The sequence below is a fragment of the Emcibacter sp. SYSU 3D8 genome (assembly GCF_039655875.1).
Taxonomy (GTDB): domain Bacteria; phylum Pseudomonadota; class Alphaproteobacteria; order SMXS01; family SMXS01; genus RI-34.
In genome coordinates this window covers 85,678-111,273 of record NZ_JBBYXK010000001.1, presented here as the reverse complement: position 1 = coordinate 111,273, position 25,596 = coordinate 85,678, and the positions used below count along the sequence as shown (strand labels likewise).

Genomic DNA, 25,596 nt, shown 5'->3' with positions numbered 1-25,596 from the left:
CCTATCCGATCTCAGGAGAAATCAAGTGCAGGCGAAGCGCGATAACCACCGCGTGAACTTCGTTCTGCGCGCGCATGCTCTTGGTCGCGGTACGCATGTGGCGCCGGAAATCATCCGGCAGCATGCCGTATGCCTTCAGCCGCGCCGGCGTCACAGCGCCTTCGGCCTGCAGCCTGAGGCAGCACTTTTCTTCTTCGGACAATTGCGGCACAGGCGGGATGAACCCGTGGGCCTTCAACGCCTGCGAGGCGATATCGTAGAATTCGCGTCCCCGATCGAGCAGATCTCCGGTGGCGACCTCGCCCAGGGCATGGGGCATCAGCGTCAGCAGTGCCTTCTCGTCGTCACCGCCGCGATAGGGAAGAACCAGAACAGGCGACTGGCTGCCGGCGGGATCAGACCACCAGAACGCGCCGCGTCCCATTGACTCGCCAATGGACAATGGCGCCAGAACCGTCGCCATGCGGGCAAGGTAGCCCGGCTGATCGACGATCGAGAGGCTGGTAAGCGTGATATCCGGACACTCACCATCGTTCCAGACGGTGTAGAGGTGGAAACCAAAATGCGCAAAGCCCCGCGTTCTCACGAACGCGCCAAACTTACGCTTGATTCCTTCCAGTTCGCCCACTTGCTCGTACTCGGTCATTACTGATCTTTAAAACCCAGTCCCATGTCAGCGGGATACTAAGCCGATTTTTGCGATTGCACAACGAATCTGACGGCCGGACAACGGGAGTTTCCCACGATTTTGACACTTTCCGGCCTGATTCTGGATGATTATCGAGAATGACTCGCAAAAAAACACCCGCGATTGTTTCACCGGCGGCTGAATCTGCGGTTTGCCGCGCAAATGCGTCGAATCGCTGGAAACAATTTGAAATATCTGTCAGCGGTGCCGGTATCCTGATAATCGCGGCATGATTTCGCGCCCCGAAGTGTCGAGCACGTGCACACCCTCGCCCGCGACGATCCGGCCGATGCGGGTCACGGGCACGCCCAGCGAGGATGCCTCACGCTCGATATGCCCGATCCGCTTCGGCGGCACGGTAAACACCAGCTCGTAATCGTCGCCGCCACCGAGGATGAGGTCGATTTTTTCGGGATCGGCATCGATGATCGCGCGGGCCGCGTCCGAAAGGGGAATGCGTTCGACGTCGATCTCCGCGCCGACACCCGAGGCCCGGCACAGATGGCCCAGGTCGGCGACCAGCCCGTCGGAGACATCCAACCCGGCCGACGCGGTGTCCGTGAGCGCGGCGCCCAGGGCGATCCGCGGCTGGGGCAGCCTGTATCGCCCTGCCAGATAATTGCCCGGGTCGTCCACCTCGCCGCGCAGCGCCAGAAGGCCGAGGGCCGCGTCGCCGATGGTCCCGGAGACAAATACCGCGTCGCCCAAGGAGGCGCCGGTGCGGCGCAGCACCCTGCCCGTCGCCGCGGCCCCGAACGCTGTCAGCGACAGGGTGAGCGGCCCGGGCGTCGAGGTGGTATCCCCGCCGAGAAGCAACACATCGAACTCGCGCTGGTCCGCGGCCAGTCCGGCGGCGAATTCCCGCAGCCATGCATCGTCGATACCCGGCGGCAGGCTCAGGCCCAGCGCGTATCCGAACGGCCGGGCGCCCATGGCGGCAAGGTCGGAAAGATTGACTCGCAGCAACTTGCGCGCGATCAGGTCCGGCGGATCTTCCTCGAGGAAGTGCACACCGGCAACCATCATGTCCTTGGTCATCACCACATCGCCGCCGCCGGGCGGCGAGAGCACGGCGGCGTCGTCGGTCAGGCCGAAGGCCCCCGGTGCGGCAAGCGGGGCAAACAATGCCGCGATGAGTTCGAATTCACCCAGCCGCGTTTCAGCCGGCATGGCGGATACTCAGGTGACCGGGCCGGAACGGACCTGCCTGGAGACGTTGTCCAGAACGCCGTTGACGAACCCCGGCTCCTTGCCGGTGAAGAAGGCGTGGGCCACATCCATATATTCGTTGATCACCACCGCGGTGGGCACGTCCGGCCTTGCGATCATTTCATAGACGCCGGCGCGAAGCACGGCCAGCACCAGACGCTCGAGCCGGTCCATGGTGCGGCTGCCGGTCAGCGCTGCTCCGATATGGCCATCGATGACGGCACGGCGCTCCCAGGCGCCGTTGACGATGTCGACGAACAGCGGCTCATCGGCCTCGTCGTACATTTCGCCATCCATCTCCTTGCCGAGCCGCCACGCGCGGAACTCGGAAATGACCAACGCCGGGATTGCCTCGTCGGTCGATGCTAGCTGGTACAGCGCCTGTACGGCAGCAAGCCTCGACGCGCTGCGCGAGCCTCCCTTGTCTTTCGGTGCGGTGCCTTCAACCATCATGCCGGGCCGAACTCCCGCCTGAGTTCGATCATCCGCAACGCCGCATGCGCCACTTCGGCACCCTTGTTCTTGCGGTCCACCGAGGCGCGCGCCCAGGCCTGCTCGTCGTTCTCGCATGTCAGCACGCCAAAGCCGATGGCGAGCCGGTCGCGGAACGTCAGTTCCTGCAAACCGCGTGCGCTTTCGCCGCAGACATAATCGTAATGGGTCGTTTCGCCGCGAATGACGCAGCCAAGCGCCACATAGCCGTCGTAGGACTTCACCAGCGAGGCCTCGGCCATCGCGATGGCGCCCGGGATTTCGAACGCGCCCGGCACATCAATGACGTCATAGGTGGCCCCTGCCGCATCGAGGGCCAAGGTGGCGCCCCGGGTCAGTTCGGCGATGATGTCCTGGTAGAACGGCGCGCGGACAACCAGCAGGTGAGGTCTAATGGACATCGGCGGTCTCGACCTCGAGCGGCACCTGATCGACCACCGTCAGGCCATAGCCCTCGATGCCCACGATGGTGTGATGGGTGTTCGACAGCAGGACCATGTCCTTCACGCCCACATCGAGCAGGATCTGGGCGCCGATGCCATAATCCAGCAGCCGCGGCGACGGAGTGCCGCCGGATTGCACGGAACGCGCGGCCACGGCCCGCGACAGCACGTTGGGCTGGATGCGGGTCAGGATCACCACCACGCCGCGGCCGATCTCGCCAATCTTCTTCATGGCGTTGTGGAGTTGGCCCGGGCGGGCGGTGACGTCGCCGACGATGTCGGCGAACGTGTCCAGCAGATGCATGCGCACCATCACCGGCTCGTCGCCGCGGATATCGCCCTTGATCAGCACCACATGCTCGGCGTACTCGGCGGTGTTGGCATAGACCTTCATCTGCCATTCGCCGCCATAAACGCTGTCGACGCTGGTCTCGGAGATGCACTCCACCAGGCTGTCGTGCTTGCGGCGATAGGCGATCAGGTCGGCGATGGTACCGACCTTGAGATTGTGCCGCTGGGCAAAGGTGATGAGATCCGGCAGCCGCGCCATGCTGCCGTCGTCATTCATCACTTCGCAGATCACGCCGGCCGGGATCAGCCCGGCGAGCCGGGCAACGTCGACAGCCGCTTCCGTATGTCCCGCACGCACCAGCACGCCGCCATCACGCGCCATGAGCGGAAAGACGTGGCCGGGAACGGCAATATCGGCTGAGCCCTTGGTCGGATCGATGGCGACAGAAATGGTCCGTGCCCGGTCCCGTGCCGAGATACCGGTTGTCACGCCCTGGCGCGCCTCGATGGACACCGTGAAGGCCGTCTGGTGCCGCGACAGGTTTTCGGTCGCCATCATCGGCAAGCCGAGCGATTCGATTCTCTCGCGAGTCAGCGACAGGCAGATCAGGCCCCGGCCATGCGTCGCCATGAAGTTCACGGCATCCGGCGTCGCCATCTGCGCCGGGATTACCAGATCGCCTTCGTTTTCCCGGTCCTCGTCATCGACGAGAATGAACATCCGTCCGTTGCGCGCATCATCGATCACCTCTTCGATGCTCGACAGGCCTGGGTGGCGGTCCATGTTCTACTCCCGTTCGTTCAGCCGTGCGACATAGCGCGCGAGCACGTCGACTTCCAGATTAATGCGGTCGCCGGCTGTCATTTTCCCGAACGTGGTCATCTGCTGTGTATGCGGAATGATGTTGACGCCGAAGCAGCTGCCTTCGACCTCATTAACGGTCAAGGATACACCGTTGACGGTGATCGATCCCTTTCGCGCCACGAACGGCGCCAGATCGGGCGGTACATCGAAGCGGTAGCGCAGGGAATCTCCCTCCGGCTCCACACTGGCCACGACGCCGACGCCGTCCACATGTCCCAGAACGATGTGCCCGCCCAGTTCGTCGCCCAGCCGGAGCGAGCGCTCCAGGTTGATCGGCATACCTTCCCGCCATGACCCGAGATTGGTCTTGGCGATGGTTTCGGCCGAGACGTCGACGGCAAACCATCCCTCGCCCTTGTCGACCACCGTGAGGCATGCGCCTGAACAGGCGATGGACGCGCCAATCTCGATAGTGGCGGTATTGTAGGCGGTTTCGATCTCGAACCGCGTATCGCCGCGCGGCTTGATGCTTCGAACCCGTCCGATGTCAGTGATGATGCCGGTGAACATGGCGCCATTAATAGGTGCTGCGGCGGTAGGTTTCCAGCACATCTTGGCCCAACCTCACATGGCCGTCAGGCTTGAAGCGCGGCATGGCCGCAACCTTGACCACGCCCAGGGACCGGACCGCCGTGATGCCGTCGCCGCCGATCATTGCCGCCGCGCGAAACCAGGCGACGCGGTCTACAAGGTCGGCGCGCAACAGACTGCCCGCCAGCGCCCTGCCCGACTCCGCCAGAACCCGCGTGATGCCTCGCCTCGCCAGCGCACCGAGCACGGCGCGCATGTCGAGTCTGCCGTCGGCGACCGGCGCGGCCACCACCTCGACACCCATGTCCCGGAAGCGCGGCCCCAATGTCGAGGCGGCATGCTCGCTGGTGACGATCCACAGCGGGACCTGACGCGCCGTCATGACCAGTTGGCTATCAGGCGGCGTACGCAGGGATGTGTCGGCGACAATCCGGATGGGACTCAGATGATCCAGGCCATCGATGCGGCAATCCATCATCGGGTCGTCAGCCAGGACCGTGCCAACCCCGGTCAGCAACGCGTCGTGCCTGGCGCGCAGGAGATGGCCGGCGCGGCGCGCCTCCTCGCCGGTAATCCACCGGCTGTCGCCGCCAAGGGCGCCGATCATGCCGTCGAGCGATGTGGCCAGTTTCAGCGTCACCAGCGGACGCCCACCGGCAACGCGCAGGCAGAAACCCTCGTTGACGGACCGCGCTTCGGCCTCGCGGACACCCTCCGTGACCTCGATGCCGGCGCCGCGCAGACGGGCCACGCCCGCGCCGGATACGCGTGGATCAGGATCGGTCATCGCCACGACGACGCGCGCCACACCGGCGGCGATCAGGGCGTCGGCACAGGGCGGCGTCGCGCCATGATGGGAGCAGGGTTCAAGACTGACATAGGCGGTCGCGCCGCGCGCCAGATCGCCGGCGTGGCGCAGCGCCTCGGTTTCCGCATGCGGCCGTCCCCCCGGCTGGGTAAAGCCCCGGCCTACCACGCGGTCGCCATTGACGATGACACAGCCGACGGCGGGATTGGGCGCGACGCGCCCCAGTCCCCGCGATGCGAGGCCAAGCGCGGCACCCATATGCCAGTGATCGATGTCAGTCGTCGGCTTCACCATCCAGGGAACCGATGAACTCGCCGAAATCCTTGGCTTCCCGGAAGTTCTTGTAGACCGAGGCGAAGCGGACATAGGCCACGGGGTCAAGGCCTGCGAGGCCCTCCATCACCAACTCGCCCACCAGGTCGGATGAAACATCGCTTTCGCCCATGCTTTCCAGACGGCGGACGATGCCGTTGATCAGCCGCTCCACCCGGTCTGGTTCGACAGGACGCTTGCGCAGCGCAATGTTGATGGAACGCGCCAGTTTGTCGCGATCGAACGGCACCCGCCGGCCGGTTTTCTTGACCACGGTCAGTTCACGCAACTGGACCCGCTCGAAAGTGGTAAATCGCGCGCCGCAGGCCGGGCAATGACGCCGCCTGCGGATGGCCGATCCGTCCTCGCTGGGGCGGGAATCCTTTACCTGTGTCTCGTCATTTCCGCAGAACGGGCAGCGCATGGGTCCCCCTCCCTGAACAGGCCGTTCAGGAACTGTAAATTGGATAGGCCTTGCACAATTCGGCCACCTGAATCCGCGCGGCTGCCTCGGCCGCGCTGTTATCGTCCGGATTGGCGGCCAGGCCCTCGAGCACATCGCTGATCAGGTCGCCGATTTTCTGGAATTCGCCGACACCGAAGCCACGGGTCGTGCCCGCGGGCGTGCCCAGCCGGATGCCCGAGGTGATGGTCGGCTTTTCCGGGTCGAACGGTATGCCGTTCTTGTTGCAGGTGATATTGGCGCGCTCAAGCGCCTGCTCGGCCGCGTTGCCCTTCACGCCCTTGGGGCGCAGGTCGACCAGCATCAGGTGGGTATCGGTGCCGCCCGAGACGATGTCGAAGCCGCGCGACAGCAGTTTTTCGGCAAGCGCCCTGGCGTTGGTGACGACCTGCTGGGCATAGAGCTTGAACTCCGGGCGCAAATCCTCACCGAACGCCACCGCCTTGGCGGCAATCACATGCATCAGCGGACCGCCCTGCAGACCGGGGAACACAGCCGAATTGATCTTCTTGCCCAGCCCCTCGTCCATGGACAGGATCATGCCGCCGCGCGGACCGCGCAGCGTCTTGTGCGTGGTGGTCGTGACGATATGGGCGTGAGGCAGCGGGCTGGGATGCACGCCGCCGGCAACCAGACCGGCGAAATGGGCCATGTCGACCATGAAATAGGCGCCGACGCTGTCGGCGATCTCGCGGAAGCGGGCAAAGTCGATGATGCGGGGATAGGCTGAACCACCGGCGATGATCAGCTTTGGCTGGTTTTCCTTAGCCAGGGACTCGATCTCGTCGAAATCGATCAAGTGATCCTGCTGCCGCACGCCATATTGCACGGCATTGAACCACTTGCCCGACTGTGCGGGCGGCGCGCCGTGGGTCAGGTGGCCACCGGCAGCCAGCGACATCCCCATGATGGTGTCGCCCGGCTTCAGCAGCGCCATCATCACCGCTCCATTCGCCTGGGCGCCCGAATGGGGCTGCACATTGGCGAAGTTGCAGTTGAACAGCCGCTTGGCGCGGTCGATGGCCAGTTGTTCGGCCACGTCCACATATTCGCAGCCGCCGTAATAGCGCTTGCCCGGGTAACCCTCGGCATATTTGTTGGTGAGCACGGAGCCCTGGGCCTCGAGCACGGCCTTGGAGACGATATTCTCGCTGGCGATCAGCTCGATCTGATCCTGTTCCCGCTTCAACTCGCCGACGATGGACTTCAGCAGTTCAGGATCGGACTCGGCAAGGCCCGCGGTAAAGAATCCCGACGGCGCGGCGGTCTTGGAAAGGGTGTTAGTCGACATGGCGAATATCCTCAGTGTGTCGATAGCTTGGCGACCCGGCCTGCATGGCGGCCGCCAGCGAAATCCGTATTCAGGAAGGCGTGCAGCGCATCCCGGGCAGCCTCGATGCCGATGATGCGGGCGCCCAGCGCCAGCACGTTGGCGTCGTTGTGTTCGCGCGCCAATCTTGCCTCGAGCCCCGAATGGCAGAGTGCCGCGCGCACGCCCGGGTTGCGGTTCGCGGCGATGGAAATGCCGATACCCGTACCGCAGACAATCACCCCCAGATCGGCGCGGCCAGACGCCACGGCCTCCGCGACCGCCTTGCCGAAATCCGGATAGTCGACGGAACCGGATCCCGACGTTCCCAGGTCGAGCACCTCGTAACCGCCTTCGGCCAGTTCCGCTTTCAGCGCGTCCTTCAACTGGTAACCGGCATGGTCCGCGCCAAGCGCAACCAGCCGTTTCGACAATATGTCCGCCATGTTCGCCGCCATTCTGCACATCCGGCAAGCAGCCAGAATGAGACCGTCCCGGAAACGCGAGTTCCTACCATATATCGAAAGCCGACGCCAAGCACGCGCTAGGTCGTGTGAGCGTAAACCAACAATGCGGATTTGCCGGGACCCGGATCAATGACGCCGACAGCGGCAATACCCGGTAACCGGGTAGTCATCGCAAGCGATTGAGTGAGGAGACTGCATCCCCGCTTGCGGATCGTCTGCGACCTGAAGCGATCCCGCTGATTTGCCGCCCGCCTGCCGGAAGCGGCCGCCCGGGAACGAACTCAGGCGGCGCGGCTGATCTTGCGGCGATCCCATACCACGTTCAGCGCGGCCACCAGTTCTTCCATCATCTCGTCGGTGTGGAACGGGCTGGGGGTGAAACGCAGGCGTTCGGTGCCGCGCGGTACGGTCGGGTAGTTGATCGGCTGCACGTAAATGCCGAATTCGGTCATGAGTTCGTCGGACACCTGCTTGCACAGGGCCGCCTCACCGACCCACAGCGGCACGATATGGCTGGCGGACTCCATCACCGGCAGACCGGCATCGCGGAACAGCTGCTTCAGCCGGGCCGCCCGCTCCTGATGACGGATGCGCAGGTCGTTGGCCTGCTTCAGATAGCGAATGCTGGCCCATGCGCCCGCCGCCAGAACCGGCGCGAGCGAGGTGGTGAAGATGAACCCAGGCGCATAGGAGCGCACCACGTCGATTATATCGGAGGAACCGGCGATGTAGCCGCCCATGACGCCGAACGCCTTGGCGAGCGTGCCCTCGATAACGGTAATCCGGTGCATGGCGCCTTCGCGCTCGGCAACCCCGGCGCCGCGCTGGCCGTAAAGGCCGACAGCATGGACCTCGTCCAGATAGGTGATGGCATTGTACTTGTCGGCCAGGTCGCAAATGGCGTGGATGGGCGATATGTCACCGTCCATGGAATAGACGGACTCGAATGCGATGACCTTGGGCGCGTCCGGATCGGCCTGCTGCAGCAGGCTTTCCAGATGGGCCACATCGTTGTGACGGAATACCCGCTTGGGCTGGCCCGAATTCCGCACGCCCTCGATCATCGACGCATGATTCAACTCGTCCGAAAACAGGATACAGCCCGGCAGGATACGGCCGATGGTGCTGAGCGTCGCTTCGTTCGAGATGTAGCCTGATGTGAACAGCAGCGCCGCTTCCTTGCCGTGGAGGTCGGCCAGTTCATTCTCAAGGAGCACATGGTAGTGGTTGGTGCCGCTGATGTTGCGGGTGCCGCCGGCGCCGGCGCCGCACTCGTGCAGCGCCTTCTCCATGGTCGCGATCACATCCGGATGCTGGCCCATGCCAAGATAGTCGTTCGAGCACCAGACCGTGATGTCGCGTTCGCCGCCGGCGCCGAAATGCCGGGCGCGGGGAAAATTACCGCGCTCGCGCGCGATATCCATGAAAACACGGTAGCGGCCTTCGGTTCTGAGTGAATCGATGGCTTGCCGAAATCTGGCCTCATAGTCCATGTCGGCTCCTGAGCCTTCCTGTCGTAACGGATGCTTAGCGTACGCAGCCGTTTCCGCCAAGTCCCTGATGCTAATCAATCTAGGACCAATCAGGTGGAGGGGAAACCCCTATCGCCCAAGGCGCGCGTAACGCAGGGCCTCCGGAAGACCGGTCAGCGACATCTTGTGGCTGTCCTTGCGCGCCTGTCCGCGGGTCTGGAACTCGACGAAGACATACAATGTCGCTGATTCCGGCGCCTGCAGCACTGCTTCCAGGGCACGGCGGCCAAGCGCAAGGCGCAAGGCGCCCTCGTCGAATTGCCGGTTGCGGCCGATGAATTGCCGCCACTGATCCGGGCGGCCGTCGTCGCTGCGCAGGGAAATGATAACCTGGGCGCTGTCATCCTCGCGTGCCGGCGAGACGCGGATCCCGAGACGGGGCCGGTTTCCGGGTGAATCGATGATGGTTTCGACGATGGCATCGGTCTTGCCGGTACGGCCGGTATAGACCACACGCCAGCCGTCATCGATCCGGTCCTGCTGCAGCGTCCACGCGCACCAAGCCTTCTCCGGCCCGAAACAGCGCGGCTCATCCGCGCGGGCGGCGGGCGCGACGATCAGCACCACAAAACAGATGATTATCAGCGAACGCACAAAGAGCCTCGGATCACGTTTACGGCAAGATATAGAACCGGAAGGCCCGCCGTCTAAGGATCGGTGAATCCCACAGCCAGCGGATCGATCAATTCGAAGGAAACGAAGCTGGGCCATCCGGTCAGATCGTAGGTGTTTCCCGGCCGCTCCAGTCCCGCAACCTCCAGTCCGGCGGCGCGAGCCGCAGCCAGTTCCTCCGGGTTGTCGGACAGGAACAGCATTTCCTGCGGCGACACGTCCACGGCCCCGGCAATGCGCGCATAGGACGCCGCATCCTTCTTGGCGCCGATCCTTGTATCGAACCAGCCTGAAAACAGCGGCGTCAGGTCGCCGGCATCCGAATAACCGAACAGCAGTTTCTGCGCGGCGACCGATCCCGAGGAATAGACATGGAGCGACAGTCCCTGCGCTTTCCAGCGGCGCAGTGTGGGAGCGACGTCCGGATAGAGATGGCCCGTGGAGCCGCCATCCTCGTAGCCCTGCTTCCACACCATGCCCTGCAGCGTCTTGAGCGGCGTGACCTTGCGGTCCTCGTCCATCCAGCGCAGCAGCGCGGCAATGCACCCGTCGATGTCGAGCGACGGATCGCCCTCCTCCCGCCTGACATCGGCGAGCAGATCGCCGAGCGCGGCCGCGTTCGCCCGCACGAAGGCCGGGATATGGTCGCGTGCGTAGGGAAACAGCACGTCGTAAACGAACGACACCGAGGTGGTCGTGCCCTCGATATCGGTGAGCACGGCACGGATCGGCATCAGGCGGTTTCGTATCTGGGAAATTCGGCGCTGTAGCGGGACCCGGTAAAGCTGGCCACCCAGCCGTCCGGCGACATGAAAAGCCGCAGCGCGGTGAAGTGGGGCCGCGGCCCCATGTCGAACCAGTGGGTCGTGCCCGCCGGCACGCTGATGAAGTCGCCCGCCTCGCACAGCACCATGTAAACCTTGCTGCCGATGTGGAGGTAGAACATGCCCGAGCCTTCGGCGAAGAAACGCACCTCGTCCTCGGCGTGGGTGTGCTCGTCGAGGAACTTGCCTCGCATGGCCGTGCGGTTCTCGTTGTCCGGCAGCACCCGGACCACGTCCCAGGATCTGTAACCCTCCTCGGCGACCAGGCGGTCGATGTCGGGCTGGTAGACCGCAAGCACGGCCGCGTCGTCGGCGCCCGGCGAGATCATCCGCAAGCCGGACCATAGTTCGAAGCGGATGCCCACCTCGCTCAGTGCCGCGGCGATCGCGGCGTTGTCGCCGGAATGAAACAGCGGCGTCGCCGGGTCGGCGTCGTGATAGATCGTCAGCGTGCCCATCGTGACCGCTCCAGTTCGTAGGCCAGCAATTCCTCGACAGCTTCCGTGGTGTAGCGCGCCGCGTCAATCGTCGCTGCGCCGACGGTCAGGCCGTGGCCGCGCACGAGATAGACGGCAGGCGAGGCCGGATTGGCCGCATACCAGCGACCGACGTCACGCTGCAGCGCCGTCATGTCCTGGCTGTTGGGAAAAATGGCCAGCGTGACTGCCGCCTCGTGCGTATGGATACCCGGAAACACCTTGAGAAATTCGTAGCCGGTCAGGGTGACCGAGGCCGCGCCGCCATTCACCAGACCATAGACAATGCTCGATCGAGGGTGGCTGTGCAGAATGGCATTCACATCGGGCCGCACCTTGTACAGGCCGGTGTGCAGCGGGGTCTCGGCGGAGGGTGTCTTGCCGTCGAGGGACGCGCCGTCCATGTCGACCCGCATGATGTCGGCGCCGACGAGTTCGCCCTTGTGACGCCCCGAAATGGTGATGGCGACGCTGCCGTCATCGAGCCGGTGCGACAGGTTGCCGCCCGTCGCCGCCACCCAGCCGCGCGAATGGAACCGGGCGCCCGCGTCCAGCAGCTTGTCGGTGGCCTGTTCGTAGGAGAGCGTCATGCCATCCAACATCACCGCCATCCCGGCTGTCGCCGGGATGGCGGCAACGGTTTTACAGGCGGCCGGCCAGCATCTTGATGATGCCGGAGAAGTCCAGGTTGCCGTGGCCGTCGGCTGACAGCTTGGAGTACAGCTCCTCGGACTGATGTCCCAAAGGTGTCTCGGCGCCAACGCTGTCGGCGGCCTCCTTGGCGAGGCGCAGATCCTTCAGCATCATGTCGACGGCGAAGCCCGGCTTGTATTCATTATTGGCCGGCGACGTCGGCACCGGGCCGGGCGCGGGGCAATACGATGTCATGGACCAGCACTGACCCGACGCGGTCGAGGAAATATCGAAGAAGGTCTTGGCGTCCAGGCCCAGCTTCTCGGCCAGGTTGAAGGCTTCCGACGTGCCGATCATGCCGATGCCCAGCAGCATGTTGTTGCAGATCTTCGCGGCCTGGCCGTTACCCGGCCCGCCGGCATAGAAGATGTTCTTGCCCATGAGGTCGAGGATCGGCTTGGCGCGGTTGAAGCCTTCCTGCGAACCGCCGACCATGAAGGTCAGCGTGCCTGCCTGGGCGCCGCCGACGCCGCCGGAGACCGGCGCGTCGACCATCTCGAGACCCTTCTTGTGGGCGACGGCGATCACGTCGCGCGCCGACTGCACGTCGATGGTCGAGCTGTCGATGATCAGCGTACCGGGCGACGCGGCGTCGATGACCCCGCCGGCATCGGCGTAGACGGCGCGGACGTGCTTGCCGGCAGGCAGCATGCTGACCACCACGTCCACGTCGGTGGCGGCTTCCTGGGCCGAGGCCACGGCGACGGCGCCGTGGGCCACCGCACGGTCAAGCGCTTCCTTCGACAGGTCGAACGCCTTCAGGCTGTGGCCGGCCTTCAGCAGGTTATTGGCCATGTGGCCACCCATGTTGCCGAGGCCGATGAATCCGATCTTCGCCATTTTTCTCTCCCGTTTGAGGGACGTCTCCCTCGTCTTGATCAGCGTGCGAACGCTGCTCTGCGGCAGCGGCCCGCCTCATGAATAATTAGTCGACCCGCTCGCCCGGCGCGCCTTCGAAGTGGAGGTCGCCTTTGCCGAGCGGCGCGAAATAGGCGTCGATTTCGGAGTCCGAAACATGGGCCAGGGTGTCCGGCACCCATTTCGGCGCATTGTCCTTGTCGACGATCACGGCGCGCACGCCTTCATAGAAGTCGTGCCCGTCCATGGTGCGGGTGACCATACGGTATTCCATCCGCATGCAGTCATCGAAATTCGACTGGGCGCCCCGGCGCATTTGCTGGAATGTGAGCTTGAGGCTGGTTGGCGATTTCTTCGACAGGGTGTCGAGGGTCTTGAGCGCCCAGTTGGACCCATTGAGCTTCAGGCCGTCCATGATCGCGTCGACGGAATCCTCGCGGAACACCACATCAATCTGGCCTTCCAGCAGCTTCACGTCCGAGGTGCCCGGATCCTCGTGAAAACTGTTCAGGATCGCGGCGATGCTGGCCTTGTCCGACAGGTCGGCGGTCTCCAGTGCCTGCAGCAGGTCAGGCAGTTTCGCCGACGGCGTATAGGTGGTCGCGATACCCAGATGCAGCGCATCGGCAGGCTTCAACCGGTCGCCGGTGAGCGCCGAATACATGCCGGTCTCGCCGGGACAGCGCGGCATGAAGTAGCTGCCGCCCACGTCCGGGAACAGGCCGATGCCGGTTTCGGGCATGGCGTACATGGTGCGCTCGGTGGCGACGCGGAAATCGCCGTGCACCGACAGGCCGCAACCGCCGCCCATGGTAATGCCGTCGATGAAGGCGATGTAGGGCTTGGGATAGTTCTTGATGTAGCGGTTCAGCCGATACTCGTCCCAATAGAAGCTGAGCGCCTTGGGGCGGTTCTCGAGGCCGTTGTTGCGCAGCCACAGGATGTCGCCGCCGGCACAGAATGCGCGGTCGCCCGCCCCGACGATCAGCACCGCCTTTACCTGGGGATCATCCGCCCACTCGATCATCTTCGGGTGGATCTCCAGCACCATAGGCTGGTTCAGCGCATTGAGCGCCTTCGGGCGGTTGAGGGTGATGAGACCGATGCCGCCGCGCTTTTCGAACAGGACCTCAGGTTCGTCGGTCATGTCTTCCCCTTCGATGTCAGAATAAGTTTCAGCCGTCCTTGATGATCTGGCGGGAGATGATGACCCGCATGATCTCGTTGGTACCTTCGAGGATCTGGTGCACCCGCAGGTCGCGCAGGAAGCGCTCGATCGGGTACTCCTTGATATAGCCGTAACCGCCATGAAGCTGCAGTGCATCGTTGACGATGTCGAAGCAGACGTCGGTGGCGAAGCGTTTGGCCATGGCAGCCTTGGTGGTGGCGCCCGGCAGCTTTTCGTTCACCGCAACCGCGGCCGAGCGGATCATCAGCCGGGCCGCTTCCAGGTCGGTCGCCATATCGGCCAGCTTGAACTGGGTCGCCTGGAAGTCGGCGATCGCCTGGCCGAACTGTTTGCGCTCCTTGGTATAGGCGATGGCCTTTTCGAGGCAGGCGCGCGCACCGCCCAGCGAACAGGCGCCGATGTTGAGGCGGCCGCCATCCAGACCCATCATGGCAATCTTGAAGCCCTCGCCTTCGGCGCCGATCCGATTGGCGACGGGGACGCGGCAATTGTCGAAGTTCACCGTCGAGGTCGGCTGCGACTTCCAGCCCAGCTTCTTTTCCTGCGCACCGAACGACAGACCCGGCGTCCCGTTCTCGACGACGATGCACGAAATCCCCTTGGGACCGTCTTCGCCGGTGCGGACCATGCAGACATAGATATCCGACCGTCCGCCGCCCGAGATGAACGCCTTGGAGCCATTCAGCACATAATAGTCGCCGTCGCGTACCGCCTTGGTACGCAGGCTCGACGCATCCGAACCGGCGCCCGGTTCGGTCAGCGCATAGGACGCGATCAATTCCATGGTGGTCAGGCGCGGCAGCCACTTCTGGCGCTGTTCCTCCGTGCCCCAATTGTCGATCATCCAGGACGCCATGTTATGAATCGAGATGAACGCCGCCGTCGACGGGCACGCCGCCGACAATTCCTCGAAGATGATGGTGGATTCGAGACGGCCCAGGCCCACGCCGCCCACATCGTCGCGCACATAGATGCCGGCGAAGCCGAGTTCGGCGGCCTGGCGCAGTTCCGCTACCGGGAAATGGGATTCTTCGTCCCAATGGGCAGCGTTCGGCTCCAGCACATCCTTGGCGAACGCGCGCGCCGTGTCCTGAAACAGGCGCTGATCCTCATTGAGTTCAAAATCCATCGTGTCCTCCGCAAGTCAGCGCGTGGGGTTGAGGCAGGTGTCCAACGGCGCCGGGTTTTTGCGCGCAATTCATACCCCATGCGCTCGCCGGGACAAAAGGCCGAAAAGCGTCCGATCGACAAAACTGACCGGATCAACGGCTCGGAACCTAGGGCAATTGCACGAAAGTGGGACCAACTCAGCCGGCATCCTGCCCGCCATTCCCGTGTTGCGTACCCGGTAAATCCGCTCGTCCGGTTCGGGTCCCCTGTTCTGGGCAAGCCCGGCCGTTTCGCCGTGTATGGCCCGCTCGTTCATCGCTCGATTCAGCCTTTCCGGCGCCCGGAAAAACGCCTTCGCAACGTTTCGCTATAAATGCGCATGAGCACCAATTTCTCGTGTTGTATCAGGCCACTGGCTCGACTAGCGTCCGCCAATAATCTGCACGTGATCGTGTGAGGGGCACGATCAGCGCAGCTTCCCCGGTCGGGCCAACGCACCGGGATCTGAGCATGTATTTTTTTGAGGGGGCTACCTATGCACATGGGCCAAAAACTGGCTTCGGTCAGCATCATTGCGCTTGCCACGGCCTTGAACGTCGCCGGCACGGCGCAGGCGGATTCGCTCTACAATGCCATCGTCGACTGGAGCGCCGAGACGGTCACGATCGCCGCCGGTTCGACATCCGTGCCGATCAACAACAACCAGAACAACAACAATGTTGATCCGGTTGCTACCGTTTCCGGCACCCTGGTCGGCATTCCCACGACCGGGACCCAAGACTATGACGGCGTCGTGGCCATTCTGGTCGACGACAATTCGATTTCGACGCTGTCAGTGCTGAACACGGCGGTGACGTACGACGACGTTTCGCCCACTTACCTGGATCCCCTGCATCTGAATCCGCAGACATGGAACAGCATCGAGATGTGGACGGCGACCGGTTCCGGGGCCACCTCGGCGGCGACTCTCGCCTCGTTGCAAAGCAGCGACAACGGCGCATCGCTCAAGTCCTCGATCACAACTTCGGAAATTCGCATCTCCTCGTCGGATTTGTTCGCCGGCAGCACCCAGGGCCTTACCGGCAACACTATTCTTGCCCAGGCGATCGGCAACGAAGCCATCAACACCGTCAGCGGTGACATCAACCCGCTGCTCAGCAGTACCGAAGGCGGCTTCACCGCAATCTCCGGCGGCCCGACCCTGGGCAATGCCGCAAACGGCAATGCCATCGGCGCCAGTGCGACGGCGCTGGTCGCTTCGGTACAGGAAAACAGCCTGGCGAACTCGTCGAGTACGATCGACGACACGCGCATCGGTTCGCTGGCGGTCGTGATCGACACCACGAGCACGATCGAGAACACCGGGCTGAACGTCACCGGCAACACCATCGAGGCGACCATTACCGGCAACAGCGCCGTCAATCAGGTGAACCTCGACGACGCGCTCGACCCTGGTCATGCGAGCGCCCTGATGTTCAACGGTTCGGCCGGTGTCGCCAGTGCACAGCGCAACACGATCGCGGGCCGTACCTACCTGGCCCAGGTCAGCGAGTCGGATATCGAAGCCGGCCTGAGCGCCGGGACACCGATCGGCAATATGAGCGGCAGCACCATAGATTTCTCGGGCAACCGGATTGCCGCTGCCGGCACCGGCAATACCGCCAGCAATCTTGTGCGGCTGGGCGACGGAATCAGCCAGAACGGCACGTTCCCGACCGGCGCCATCAGCCTGACCCGCTCATCGACAGTGCTCATCGCCGGCAGCGGTTCGGACGGCAATACCAATGTGATCGGCGACTTGTTCATCGGCAATCACCAGTACGGCCAGCTTGAGATCAACGCAGAGGTTGGCGACCTGGCGGGCGACACCGACGACGGCGACATGAATGTGCTGGTGGAAAGCCTGCTGACGTCAAAGGTCGAGGCCACCGGCAACAGCATCGGCGCAAGCGCCACCGGGAACAATGTGGTCAACACCATCGCCGTCGCTGGCGCCACGACACTCGACAGCCTGGTGTCGCTGGGCAACGCACAATTGCAGACTGACGGCAGCAGTTCGTCGGCCACGACGAACGGCGATATTGTGGTCAGCGCCGCGACCCTGGGCACGATCACGGGCGACATTGTCGGCAGCCATGTCAGCGCGGATGAAAACAGCCTGTTTGCCGATGCCTCGGGCAACATCGCGGCCAATCGCATCACTCTGGACGGCAGCACCATGACCGGTGCCGCCGTGAACCCGCAGTTCAACTTCGTACAAAGCACGCATGCGACCATGGAATCCCGGGTTGCAGCCGATTACGGCATCGTCAGCGGCCAGTTCGCACGTGAATCCGAATACACCTCGAATACCATCGGAGCCATCGCGGTCGAGGCAGCCAATGTCCAGGGCGCGGCCGGGTCGACCATCGAGGATTCCACGATCAGCGCATCGGACAACAGCATCAGCGCCCAATCGGTCGCCAACCGGGTGACCCTGAACAGCTTCACTGTCTCGGACGACGGCAAGGCGTCGAGTTTCAGCGGAACGGTCGGCGTCATCAACCTGCAGGTTGCGGAAGGGTCCGACACCATAGCCTCGGACCATCTCAACATGACGTCATCCGTCCTCGACAGCGACGATCCGCTGGGCGGTGGACTTGTTTCCGTCAACGCGACGGCGCGGACGATAGACAATGCGGACATCAGCGCCGACGGCAACCGCGTGGCCGCCAGTGTCATTGGCAACCTGGTCGACGCCAAGTCCAACATGATCAGCATCACGGCGGTCGCCGTCAGCGACGGCGTCCCAAGCCCTACCGACCAGTTGAGCACGCCGGTCGCGACTGTTTATCGGTCGCTGGCCGATGCCGTGATCCCCAACGCCACACCTGATGGCCTGCCCGACACCGTCGTCCAGGGCGGCTTCGTCCTGGTCAACGACCAGAGCGTCGAGAACATCGGCTTCGACGCCGACCCTGTGTCGTTTTCGGCTTATGTCCAGGGTAAGATCAGTGTTCAGGTCGGCAGCACGGATCCCCTGTCCACGCTGACCAACACCGATATCAGCGCCAGCTTCAACAGCATCACGGCAGCGAGCGCCGGCAACCAGGCCGGCAACAGCCTGGGAGTCGACGCAATCACGCTCGATGCCACATCGACCCTGGCGAACACCCAGACATTCTCGGACGAGGATGGCGGCGCAGGCTCGTTCTCGGGCGGACTGGACGCCACCCTGACCGCCGCCTCGATTGAGCTTCTGGCATCGGCTGGCGCGACGACCATTGCCAACATTGACGCGCAGGCGAATGACAACCTGCTGCAGAGTTCGGGGCGGATCAACACCGCAACCAACCATCTGATGGTCCAGGCCAACAGCCAGAACGTCGTCGACGTCGTGACCGGCGGCGATGTCAACCTCGTCGAGATGGGCTCCGTGTCCCTCGCCGGCTTCACTGCCGGGAACACGCTGATGCGCGCGGAAACCGGTTTGCTGAACAGCCAGGAATTCGGCGACCTGAACGCGGCCGGCGTCATAGGCGCCGCGAACAATGTGTCGGTCTCCAGCACCGTCGACAACGAGGGCGGCTCGCTAGCCGGCAGCGTCGTCGAAGCCGACAGGAACACCATTTCCGTACTGGTGCTTGGCAATGACGCGGCCAATAGCCTCACCCTCAGCGTTGCCACATTCGACCTGTCCGAGGCAGGTTCCGCGAGCGCGGCCAACGGGCCGCTGGGCGTCATCGCCAACCACCAACGCGCCAACGCCGGGGTCGGAATCGGACTGGTCGCAAGTCTCGATTTCGATAGGATTCAGGCGAGCGTCGCAGGTGTCGATACGCAGGTTTCGGGGAGCGACGTGTCGGCCGACAGCAACAGCATTCGCGCCCTGGGTCGCGTCAACAATGCCACCAATCTCCTTGATGTATCCGGCACGTCCTACGTGGAAGCCGTGTCCGCGACACCATCAGTCGAAATTCTGGATGTCGCCGCGAATACGGAATTGGCGGCCAACGACCTCGCCTTTGGCATTGCGTCCTATCAGGCCAATGGCGTCGACGTGACCTCGGGCTTGCAGTTGCCGATAGTGATCGCGGACGCGAAATTCGTGCCCATCATCGACGACACATCAGTATCGGCAAGCCTCAACGCCATCGTCGGCGAGGCTCGCGGCAACGATGCGTTCAACGGCGCCACGCTGGATTTCGGCACGAACCACGTGTCCGGCTTTGTCGCCAGCCTGCAGCAAACCACGGATGACGGCGCCAATCTGACCTCGGATGTGTACTTCGCCTACATCTCGGCATCTGCAGGCGAGCAACTCGCGCAGTCCGTCACCGACAGCCACTTCGCAGCCGATGGCAATGCCATCGCGGCAATCGTCTCGGCCAACCGCGCCACCAATTCCGCGACGGCAACGGGCACCAACCTGTACAGCGGCACCGGACTGACCACACCCAGCGTAGTCATCGACCCGGCCGGCTCGTCGGATATAATCGTTGCTGCCGACCTCAGCGTGGTCAATGTCCAGGGCGCCGAGGCGATTGTGTCCGACCAGGACGACGTGCTGACCGCCACAGTGTTCTCGACCAGCACTTCCGTGGTCCTCGATAGTTTCGACAGCGGCTCGGCAACCGTGGACAACAACCTGGTCCTGACTGACGCGACCATTCACACAGCCTTCAATACGGCGACGTTGGACGCCAAGGCGAATGTGGGCGCGGCAGGCGACACGCCCAGCGCCAGCGTGGTGTCGCAACAGATCGTCACATCGGGGAGTGCCGCGACCGCACTCACGATCGGTGGCAACACGATTGCCGCCACTGTCTTTGACATGTCGGACGCGCGCTCGGCCTCCGTGTCTCTCGAGGGCAACGCGATCGTCGCTCAGGCGACAGGCGGCAGCGTTTCCAACCGGCTCAATGTCCTGGCAGACGCCGCCATCGTAGGCGGGACACCTGCGGCGGCCCCGGCTTTCACCACTACCACCCTGACCTTGAATGCCGACTTCTCGGTGTTGAATGTCCAGTCGGGTGAGACGGATATCAGAGCGGATAACCAGGGCACCTATCTTGTCACCGATATCGGTATCGATGCGCTGACCCCGGTCAACAACGATACCGTGACGGTGGAGAACAATGCCATTCAGGCAAAGGCCGCCGGATTCGTTGCACGCAACGTCCTCGTCCTCGACGCCGGCTCGTCCAGCGACGCCACCGGCCAGGCCGGCAGCCGCCAGGCCATAGTCGCCGGATCGGAGATCAGGTCGTCGGTGGCGGCGGCCCAGCTCCGTTCCTACTTCAGCGCAGGCGCAAGCGGCAGCAGCATCTCGACATCGAACAACGCGGTGACGTCGGTTTCGACCGGCAACAATGCCCTGAATGCCGTGCAATCCGGCGCCGGCGCCAGCCTGCAAGAGAGCAGCGGCGCTGGCGGCGCCATCGATCCGGCGATGGGCATCGGCGTCACCGGTTCGGACTACGCGGTCCTGAACTGGCAGTCTGTGGCATCCACCACAGTCACCTCGTCCGTGAGCGACACACTGGTCGGCGTCGACGGACTGGCGGGCGCCCTCGGCGTCAACGACAGCGCCGTGACCGTCAATGGCAACCAGGTCCTCGCCCAATCGACAGGCAACAGCGCCGTGAGCAGTTTGGCGCTGAATACGGGCACCTTCGAACACCCGAGCGCGTCGATCTTCAACCTGCAGACGAACAGCGAAACCACCGTGAGCGCCAACGTCTCGGGCGTGACGGTTGGCATCGGGCTGGGCGGCGGGACCGTGAGCGGCCCCAGCAGCAACAGCACGTTCTCGGTCAGGGGCAACGAGGTCGGCGCGACCGCCATCGGCAACAATGGCGTCAACCGTCTCACCGCAGACTGACGGCACCGTCCGGAAACAGCAAAGGGCCGGAACTCAGTTCCGGCCCTTTTTCCATGCGCGCGTGTTGGGCCCGTGCACATGCGCCGGACACGCCTGCGCCCCGGGCTTCCATCCATGACGGACGAAGCGCCGGGGCGCGGCCTTTGCGTCGATCGCGCCGTCAGCCCTGAGGCCGGAACGGCGCGAGATCGGCTGACTTAGTTGTCGAACTTCTCGATGATGTCCTTGCCGAACAACTCCTCGTCCGAAGGGATCGTCTTGGTGACGGCCAGCGGCTTGGAGACCCAGGTCTCGTTGATCAGGTCACGCCACGAAATGTTGTTGTTCGTGCCGTTGCCGCCCCACGAGCCGCAGCCCAGCGAGAAGGTCTGGCGCATGCCGTTCCACAGATTGCCCGAATTGGACGCGGCCTGCGGCTGGTTGACCATGACACGCGAGGTCTTGGTCGCGTTGGCCAGCTTCAGGATGTTCTCGTCGCTGTTCGAGTAGATGCCGCAGGAATGGCCCTGGCCCTGGTAGGACTGGATCTGGTTGGTCTTCAGGATCGCCTCGTCGATATCCTTCACGCGGTACAGCGCCATGACCACCGACAGCTTCTCGCCCGAGAAGGGATGATCCGGGCCGTAGCCGGTTTCCGGCACGATGAAGAAGGTCTTGCCTTCCGGCAGGTCGATGCCGGCCATCTCGGCGATCTTGGTTGCCGGCTGCGCGACGATGGCGGTGTTCAGGTGGCCGTCATGCCAGATGGTGTGCTGCAGCTTGTCCTTCTCGGCGGCATTGACGACGTAGCCGCCCTTGCCTTCCAGCTTGGCGAGCATCTGGTCGTAGATCTTGTCGACCAGCACGACCGAGTTGTCGGACGAGCACGAGGCCGCCAGATCGAGGGTCTTGGAAATGCGGATCTTCTCGGCGGCATCGTCCAGGTCGGCGGTCTCGTCGACGGTGATGACCGCGTTGCCCACGCCCACGCCCAGCGCCGGCGTGCCCGACGAATAAGCCGCGGTGACCATGGCGCCGCCGCCGGTGGCCAGAATACGATCGCACTGCTTCATCAGCTCGTTGGTCTTGTCGAGCGACGGCGTGTCGATGCCGATGACCAGATCGGCCGGCGCGCCCATGGCGACGATGGCCTCGCGCATCAGGTCGCAGATCATCTTGTTGGTCAGCTTGGCGCGCGGATGCGGCGCCACGATGATCGAGTTGCGGCCCTTCACGGCGTGGATCGCCTTGATCACCGGGGTCGCTTCCGGATTGGTCGACGGCGCCAGGGCGCCGATGACGCCGACCGGCTTCGCGATCTTGATGATGTTGCGTTCCTTGTCCTCTTCCAGGATGCCCACCGACTTGTCGTCGATGATGTCCATGAGGGTGGCGCGGGTCTTGCGCGAAATCTTGAGGAACTTGCCGTCGTAATTACCGAGCTGGGTCTCGTCCACGGTGAACTGGGCGATCTTCTCGGCAACGCCGGGCTTTGCCACGGCCCACACCATGGCGCGGATCAGCGCATCGACCTGCTCCTGGGTATAGTTTTCGATCTGAGCCTGCGCCTTGCGCGAGCGCTCGACGAGGGCGGCGATTTCCTGGGCGGGCGAAAGCTCCGTATCGGAAACCAACTGCGACATCTGTGTAGCCAATTGTCTTCTCCCGTTTAAGCGAACGGCGCTCTCCAAAACCGGCCGCTGGGTCATGGGTGCACGTCACCCGAAATTACGGCGCAGACTCTACACAAGACATATTTGCGGGGCTATGCGAAATTACTCGCCGAACCCCTGCAAAAATCCACAGAAAGCGGGTCCGCGCATGTTCAATTGGGATGATCTGCGCTTCGTGCTCGAACTGTCAAGGCGCGGACGGCTGGCAGCTGCGGCGCGTGCGCTGCAGGTCGATCATACGACCGTGGCGCGGCGCGTCGCCGCGCTGGAAAACGCATTGAATACCAGACTGTTCGACCGCACGCCCCGCGGCTACATACCGACCAAGGCCGGCACCGCCCTGCTCGCTTACGCCGAGCGGATCGAGGCTCAATCGATCAAATTGTACGAGGACGTATCGGGCGAGGATGCAACGCTGACCGGCACGGTGCGCATGGCCGCCACCGAAGGCCTGGCCATCGAATTCCTCGCCAAGCAGATGGGCAAATTCCGCGAGCGGCATCCCGGAATCACCATCGAGCTGGTGGCCAGCACGCCGCTGCTGGATCTGTCGCGCCGCGAGGCCGATCTGGCCATCACCCTGTCGCGTCCCCAGTCCGGACGGCTGATCGCATGGAAGCTGGCCGATTACGCGCTGGGGCTTTACGCAACGCCATCCTATCTGCGCAACAGGCGGCCGATCCGCACCAAGCGGGATCTCAACGACCATGACCTGATCTGGTACATCGACGATCTGGTCACCCTGCCCCAGCTCCGCTTCCTCGACGACTTCATCAAGGATCCGCGGATCGTGTTTGAATCGACGAGCGTGGTCGCTCATTCGAATGCAGCGCTTTCGGGTCTTGGGCTTGCTTTCCTGCATTGCTTCGCCGCCGAGCCAGACCCCAACTTCGTCCGCGTGCTGCGCAACGAGGTGGAAGTAAAGCGTGAATTCTGGCTGGTGGTGCACGAAGACCTGCGCCATGTTGCACGCGTGGAGGCCGTGTGCGACTTTCTCACCCAGTTGCTGAAACAGAACCAGGCCCTGCTCATGGGTCGCACCTGACGGAGAGAGATGACCGGCCGCCCCGCTTCCCCGAGCTTTCCCACGACCCGCATGCGCCGCAACCGGAGGACCGAATGGTCCCGGCGGCTGGTGGCCGAGACCGTGCTGACGGTTGACGACCTGATCTGGCCGCTGTTCGTCCAGGAAGGCGACGGTGTCCGTGATCCGGTCGCCTCCATGCCGGGCGTGAACCGCCTGAGCATCGACATGGCGGTGGACGCAGCGGCCAAGGCGGCCAATCTGGGCATTCCGATGATCGCCCTGTTCCCGCAAACGCCGGTCGGCCTGAAGACCGGCGACGGGCGCGAGGCGGTCAATCCCGAGAACCTGGTCTGCCGCGCGGTGCGCGCCATCAGGGCGCAGGTCCCCGACATTGGCATATTGTGCGACGTGGCGCTCGATCCCTATACCGACCACGGACATGACGGCCTCCTGATCAATGACGAGGTTGCCAACGACGCCACGCTCGAGGTCCTGGTTCAGCAGGCCCTTGTCCAGGCCCGTGCCGGGTGCGACGTCATCGCGCCCAGCGACATGATGGACGGCCGCATCGGCGCCATCCGCCAGGGCCTCGACGCCGCCGGGTTCCTCAACGTGCAGATCATGGCCTATGCGGCCAAATACGCGTCGGCGTTCTACGGCCCGTTCCGCGATGCCATCGGATCGTCGTCGTCACTTGGCAAGGCGTCGAAGAAGACCTACCAGATGGACCCGGCCAACAGCGATGAAGCGATCCGCGAGGTGGCGCTGGACATTGCCGAGGGCGCCGACATGGTGATGGTGAAGCCGGGCATGCCCTATCTCGACATCATTCACCGGGTGAAGCGCGAGTTCGGCGTCCCGACCTTCGGCTACCAGGTGTCGGGCGAGTACGCCATGATCGCCGGGGCCATACAGAACGGCTGGCTCGACCGGGACCGGGTGATCGTCGAAAGCCTGCTCGCGTTCAAGCGCGCCGGTGCCGACGGCATCCTGACCTACTTCGCCGAGGAAGTGGCCGAGAAGCTGGCAAGCTAGCGGCCGCGCGCCTCCCTCCAATGGCTGGTGCGCACAACTTCCATTGACCTTCCATGGGTTCATGCCATGCTTGGAGACTTCTTCCTGTAACGAAGCGACCACGTGACCGATCAGTTCATCCGCTTTCCCCGATTTTATCTCACGGTGCCCTCCGCGTGCCCGTACCTGCCGGGGCGGCTGGAACAGAAGATCTTCACCGAACTGAAGGAACCGCACGCCCAGGAACTGAACGACAGCCTGTCGAAGGTAGGGTTCCGCCGGTCGCAGAAAGTCGCCTACAAGCCGGCCTGCGACGGCTGTCATGCCTGCATTTCCGTACGCATCCCGGTGCGGGATTTCGAGCCGAACCGCACCATGCGCCGCATCGCCCGCCGCAACGGCGACCTTGTCCAGACACCCGTGCCGGCCCACGCCACGCTGGAGCAGTTCGAGTTGCTGACCGGCTACCTGAACTCGCGCCATTCCAACGGCGGCATGGCCGGCATGACCGCCATCGACTATGCGACCATGGTCGAGGAGACCCCTGTCAGCACCTATCTGGTCGAGTACCGCCGCCGGATGATCGATCCGCTCGATCCCCGCGATCCGCTCGTGGCCACCTGCCTCAGCGACGTGCTCGATGACGGCGTGTCGATGATCTACAGCTTCTACGACCCCGACATGGCCGACCGCAGCCTTGGCACCGCGATGATCCTTTCGCACATCGACTGGGCGCGGAAGCTGGGGTTGCCCTATGTCTATCTGGGCTACTGGATCGCCGGATCGGACAAGATGGCCTACAAGGCGAAATTCCAACCGCTGGAGATGTATGCGGACGACTCCTGGCGGAAAATGAAGATCTGAACTG

23 protein-coding genes are annotated in these 25,596 nt (G+C 63.6%); 4 read left to right on the top strand and 19 right to left on the bottom strand.

Annotated features, from left to right (window positions below; translation table 11 throughout):
• Position 1 precedes the first annotated feature (1 nt).
• The 18 genes from WJU21_RS00520 to WJU21_RS00435 all read right to left on the bottom strand — a co-directional run bounded on the left by WJU21_RS00520 (position 2) and on the right by WJU21_RS00435 (position 15,191).
• On the bottom strand, positions 2-646 hold the full coding sequence (locus WJU21_RS00520; RefSeq protein ID WP_346321426.1) for a hypothetical protein: 645 nt from the start codon (positions 644-646) through the stop codon (positions 2-4).
• A gap of 240 nt (positions 647-886) precedes the next feature.
• Positions 887-1,858, bottom strand: a complete 972-nt coding sequence (thiL, locus tag WJU21_RS00515; protein ID WP_346321425.1) for a thiamine-phosphate kinase — start codon at positions 1,856-1,858, stop codon at positions 887-889.
• A gap of 9 nt (positions 1,859-1,867) precedes the next feature.
• Positions 1,868-2,350 (bottom strand): transcription antitermination factor NusB, encoded by a 483-nt coding sequence (nusB, locus tag WJU21_RS00510; protein WP_346321424.1) that lies wholly within the window; start codon positions 2,348-2,350, stop codon positions 1,868-1,870.
• Positions 2,347-2,790, bottom strand: a complete 444-nt coding sequence (locus WJU21_RS00505; protein WP_346321423.1) for a 6,7-dimethyl-8-ribityllumazine synthase — start codon at positions 2,788-2,790, stop codon at positions 2,347-2,349. The genes nusB and WJU21_RS00505 overlap by 4 nt, the downstream gene beginning before the upstream one ends.
• Positions 2,780-3,907 carry a 3,4-dihydroxy-2-butanone-4-phosphate synthase gene (ribB, locus tag WJU21_RS00500; RefSeq protein ID WP_346321422.1) on the bottom strand — a complete coding sequence of 376 codons (1,128 nt, stop codon included), beginning with the start codon at positions 3,905-3,907 and terminating at the stop codon, positions 2,780-2,782. Before ribB ends, WJU21_RS00505 begins: the two co-directional genes overlap by 11 nt.
• 3 nt (positions 3,908-3,910) lie before the next feature.
• Positions 3,911-4,498: a riboflavin synthase gene (locus WJU21_RS00495; RefSeq protein ID WP_346321421.1), complete on the bottom strand. Its 588-nt coding sequence runs from the start codon at positions 4,496-4,498 to the stop codon at positions 3,911-3,913.
• Positions 4,499-4,505: 7 nt separating this feature from the next.
• On the bottom strand, positions 4,506-5,621 hold the full coding sequence (gene ribD, locus WJU21_RS00490) for a bifunctional diaminohydroxyphosphoribosylaminopyrimidine deaminase/5-amino-6-(5-phosphoribosylamino)uracil reductase RibD (protein WP_346321420.1): 1,116 nt from the start codon (positions 5,619-5,621) through the stop codon (positions 4,506-4,508).
• Positions 5,602-6,063: a transcriptional regulator NrdR gene (nrdR, locus tag WJU21_RS00485; RefSeq protein ID WP_346321419.1), complete on the bottom strand. Its 462-nt coding sequence runs from the start codon at positions 6,061-6,063 to the stop codon at positions 5,602-5,604. The genes ribD and nrdR overlap by 20 nt, the downstream gene beginning before the upstream one ends.
• 25 nt (positions 6,064-6,088) lie before the next feature.
• Positions 6,089-7,393, bottom strand: coding sequence for a serine hydroxymethyltransferase (glyA, locus tag WJU21_RS00480; protein ID WP_346321418.1), 1,305 nt, complete (start codon positions 7,391-7,393; stop codon positions 6,089-6,091).
• An 11-nt stretch (positions 7,394-7,404) separates the two neighbouring features.
• Positions 7,405-7,857, bottom strand: coding sequence for a ribose 5-phosphate isomerase B (gene rpiB / locus WJU21_RS00475; RefSeq protein ID WP_346321417.1), 453 nt, complete (start codon positions 7,855-7,857; stop codon positions 7,405-7,407).
• A 302-nt stretch (positions 7,858-8,159) separates the two neighbouring features.
• Positions 8,160-9,371 carry a 5-aminolevulinate synthase gene (gene hemA, locus WJU21_RS00470; protein ID WP_346321416.1) on the bottom strand — a complete coding sequence of 404 codons (1,212 nt, stop codon included), beginning with the start codon at positions 9,369-9,371 and terminating at the stop codon, positions 8,160-8,162.
• A 108-nt stretch (positions 9,372-9,479) separates the two neighbouring features.
• On the bottom strand, positions 9,480-10,004 hold the full coding sequence (locus tag WJU21_RS00465; protein WP_346321415.1) for a hypothetical protein: 525 nt from the start codon (positions 10,002-10,004) through the stop codon (positions 9,480-9,482).
• 53 nt (positions 10,005-10,057) lie between these two features.
• Positions 10,058-10,756: an acireductone synthase gene (gene mtnC / locus WJU21_RS00460; RefSeq protein WP_346321414.1), complete on the bottom strand. Its 699-nt coding sequence runs from the start codon at positions 10,754-10,756 to the stop codon at positions 10,058-10,060.
• The gene (locus WJU21_RS00455; protein WP_346321413.1) at positions 10,756-11,304 is read right to left on the bottom strand and encodes a hypothetical protein; all 549 of its coding nucleotides are present in this window, start codon (positions 11,302-11,304) and stop codon (positions 10,756-10,758) included. The genes mtnC and WJU21_RS00455 overlap by 1 nt, the downstream gene beginning before the upstream one ends.
• Positions 11,292-11,924 carry a methylthioribulose 1-phosphate dehydratase gene (mtnB, locus tag WJU21_RS00450; RefSeq protein WP_346321412.1) on the bottom strand — a complete coding sequence of 211 codons (633 nt, stop codon included), beginning with the start codon at positions 11,922-11,924 and terminating at the stop codon, positions 11,292-11,294. Before mtnB ends, WJU21_RS00455 begins: the two co-directional genes overlap by 13 nt.
• A gap of 40 nt (positions 11,925-11,964) precedes the next feature.
• The gene (mmsB, locus tag WJU21_RS00445; protein ID WP_346322425.1) at positions 11,965-12,894 is read right to left on the bottom strand and encodes a 3-hydroxyisobutyrate dehydrogenase; all 930 of its coding nucleotides are present in this window, start codon (positions 12,892-12,894) and stop codon (positions 11,965-11,967) included.
• 46 nt (positions 12,895-12,940) lie between these two features.
• The gene (locus WJU21_RS00440) at positions 12,941-14,020 is read right to left on the bottom strand and encodes an enoyl-CoA hydratase/isomerase family protein (RefSeq protein WP_346321411.1); all 1,080 of its coding nucleotides are present in this window, start codon (positions 14,018-14,020) and stop codon (positions 12,941-12,943) included.
• Between the two features lie 28 nt (positions 14,021-14,048).
• A complete protein-coding gene (locus WJU21_RS00435; protein ID WP_346321410.1) occupies positions 14,049-15,191 on the bottom strand; it encodes an isobutyryl-CoA dehydrogenase in 1,143 nt (380 codons plus the stop codon).
• A gap of 522 nt (positions 15,192-15,713) precedes the next feature.
• On the opposite strand from WJU21_RS00435, the gene WJU21_RS00430 reads away from it, so the two are divergent.
• A complete protein-coding gene (locus WJU21_RS00430) occupies positions 15,714-21,035 on the top strand; it encodes a hypothetical protein (RefSeq protein WP_346321409.1) in 5,322 nt (1,773 codons plus the stop codon).
• A 197-nt stretch (positions 21,036-21,232) separates the two neighbouring features.
• Here WJU21_RS00430 and WJU21_RS00425 read toward each other — a convergent pair whose 3' ends face one another.
• The gene (locus tag WJU21_RS00425) at positions 21,233-22,657 is read right to left on the bottom strand and encodes an aldehyde dehydrogenase family protein (protein ID WP_346322424.1); all 1,425 of its coding nucleotides are present in this window, start codon (positions 22,655-22,657) and stop codon (positions 21,233-21,235) included.
• A 178-nt stretch (positions 22,658-22,835) separates the two neighbouring features.
• Here WJU21_RS00425 and WJU21_RS00420 point away from each other — a divergent pair, with 178 nt between their 5' ends.
• From WJU21_RS00420 to WJU21_RS00410, 3 genes are all read left to right on the top strand, one after another.
• Positions 22,836-23,732 carry a LysR family transcriptional regulator gene (locus WJU21_RS00420; RefSeq protein ID WP_346321408.1) on the top strand — a complete coding sequence of 299 codons (897 nt, stop codon included), beginning with the start codon at positions 22,836-22,838 and terminating at the stop codon, positions 23,730-23,732.
• A 9-nt stretch (positions 23,733-23,741) separates the two neighbouring features.
• Entirely contained in the window at positions 23,742-24,749 is a 1,008-nt protein-coding gene (gene hemB / locus WJU21_RS00415; RefSeq protein ID WP_346321407.1) for a porphobilinogen synthase, read from the top strand.
• Between the two features lie 102 nt (positions 24,750-24,851).
• Positions 24,852-25,592 (top strand): arginyltransferase, encoded by a 741-nt coding sequence (locus tag WJU21_RS00410; RefSeq protein ID WP_346321406.1) that lies wholly within the window; start codon positions 24,852-24,854, stop codon positions 25,590-25,592.
• Positions 25,593-25,596: the final 4 nt, after the last annotated feature.

Excerpts from the sequence above, each read along its gene's own strand:
- WJU21_RS00520 (WP_346321426.1), bottom strand. The coding sequence starts at position 646 with ATGACCGAGTACGAGCAAGTGGGCGAACTGGAAGGAATCAAGCGTAAG.
- thiL (WP_346321425.1), bottom strand. The coding sequence starts at position 1,858 with ATGCCGGCTGAAACGCGGCTGGGTGAATTCGAACTCATCGCGGCATTG.
- nusB (WP_346321424.1), bottom strand. The coding sequence starts at position 2,350 with ATGATGGTTGAAGGCACCGCACCGAAAGACAAGGGAGGCTCGCGCAGC.
- WJU21_RS00505 (WP_346321423.1), bottom strand. The coding sequence starts at position 2,790 with ATGTCCATTAGACCTCACCTGCTGGTTGTCCGCGCGCCGTTCTACCAG.
- ribB (WP_346321422.1), bottom strand. The coding sequence starts at position 3,907 with ATGGACCGCCACCCAGGCCTGTCGAGCATCGAAGAGGTGATCGATGAT.
- WJU21_RS00495 (WP_346321421.1), bottom strand. The coding sequence starts at position 4,498 with ATGTTCACCGGCATCATCACTGACATCGGACGGGTTCGAAGCATCAAG.
- ribD (WP_346321420.1), bottom strand. The coding sequence starts at position 5,621 with ATGGTGAAGCCGACGACTGACATCGATCACTGGCATATGGGTGCCGCG.
- nrdR (WP_346321419.1), bottom strand. The coding sequence starts at position 6,063 with ATGCGCTGCCCGTTCTGCGGAAATGACGAGACACAGGTAAAGGATTCC.
- glyA (WP_346321418.1), bottom strand. The coding sequence starts at position 7,393 with ATGTCGACTAACACCCTTTCCAAGACCGCCGCGCCGTCGGGATTCTTT.
- rpiB (WP_346321417.1), bottom strand. The coding sequence starts at position 7,857 with ATGGCGGACATATTGTCGAAACGGCTGGTTGCGCTTGGCGCGGACCAT.
- hemA (WP_346321416.1), bottom strand. The coding sequence starts at position 9,371 with ATGGACTATGAGGCCAGATTTCGGCAAGCCATCGATTCACTCAGAACC.
- mtnC (WP_346321414.1), bottom strand. The coding sequence starts at position 10,756 with ATGCCGATCCGTGCCGTGCTCACCGATATCGAGGGCACGACCACCTCG.
- WJU21_RS00455 (WP_346321413.1), bottom strand. The coding sequence starts at position 11,304 with ATGGGCACGCTGACGATCTATCACGACGCCGACCCGGCGACGCCGCTG.
- mtnB (WP_346321412.1), bottom strand. The coding sequence starts at position 11,924 with ATGTTGGATGGCATGACGCTCTCCTACGAACAGGCCACCGACAAGCTG.
- WJU21_RS00440 (WP_346321411.1), bottom strand. The coding sequence starts at position 14,020 with ATGACCGACGAACCTGAGGTCCTGTTCGAAAAGCGCGGCGGCATCGGT.
- WJU21_RS00435 (WP_346321410.1), bottom strand. The coding sequence starts at position 15,191 with ATGGATTTTGAACTCAATGAGGATCAGCGCCTGTTTCAGGACACGGCG.
- WJU21_RS00430 (WP_346321409.1), top strand. The coding sequence starts at position 15,714 with ATGGGCCAAAAACTGGCTTCGGTCAGCATCATTGCGCTTGCCACGGCC.
- WJU21_RS00425 (WP_346322424.1), bottom strand. The coding sequence starts at position 22,657 with ATGTCGCAGTTGGTTTCCGATACGGAGCTTTCGCCCGCCCAGGAAATC.
- WJU21_RS00420 (WP_346321408.1), top strand. The coding sequence starts at position 22,836 with ATGTTCAATTGGGATGATCTGCGCTTCGTGCTCGAACTGTCAAGGCGC.
- hemB (WP_346321407.1), top strand. The coding sequence starts at position 23,742 with ATGACCGGCCGCCCCGCTTCCCCGAGCTTTCCCACGACCCGCATGCGC.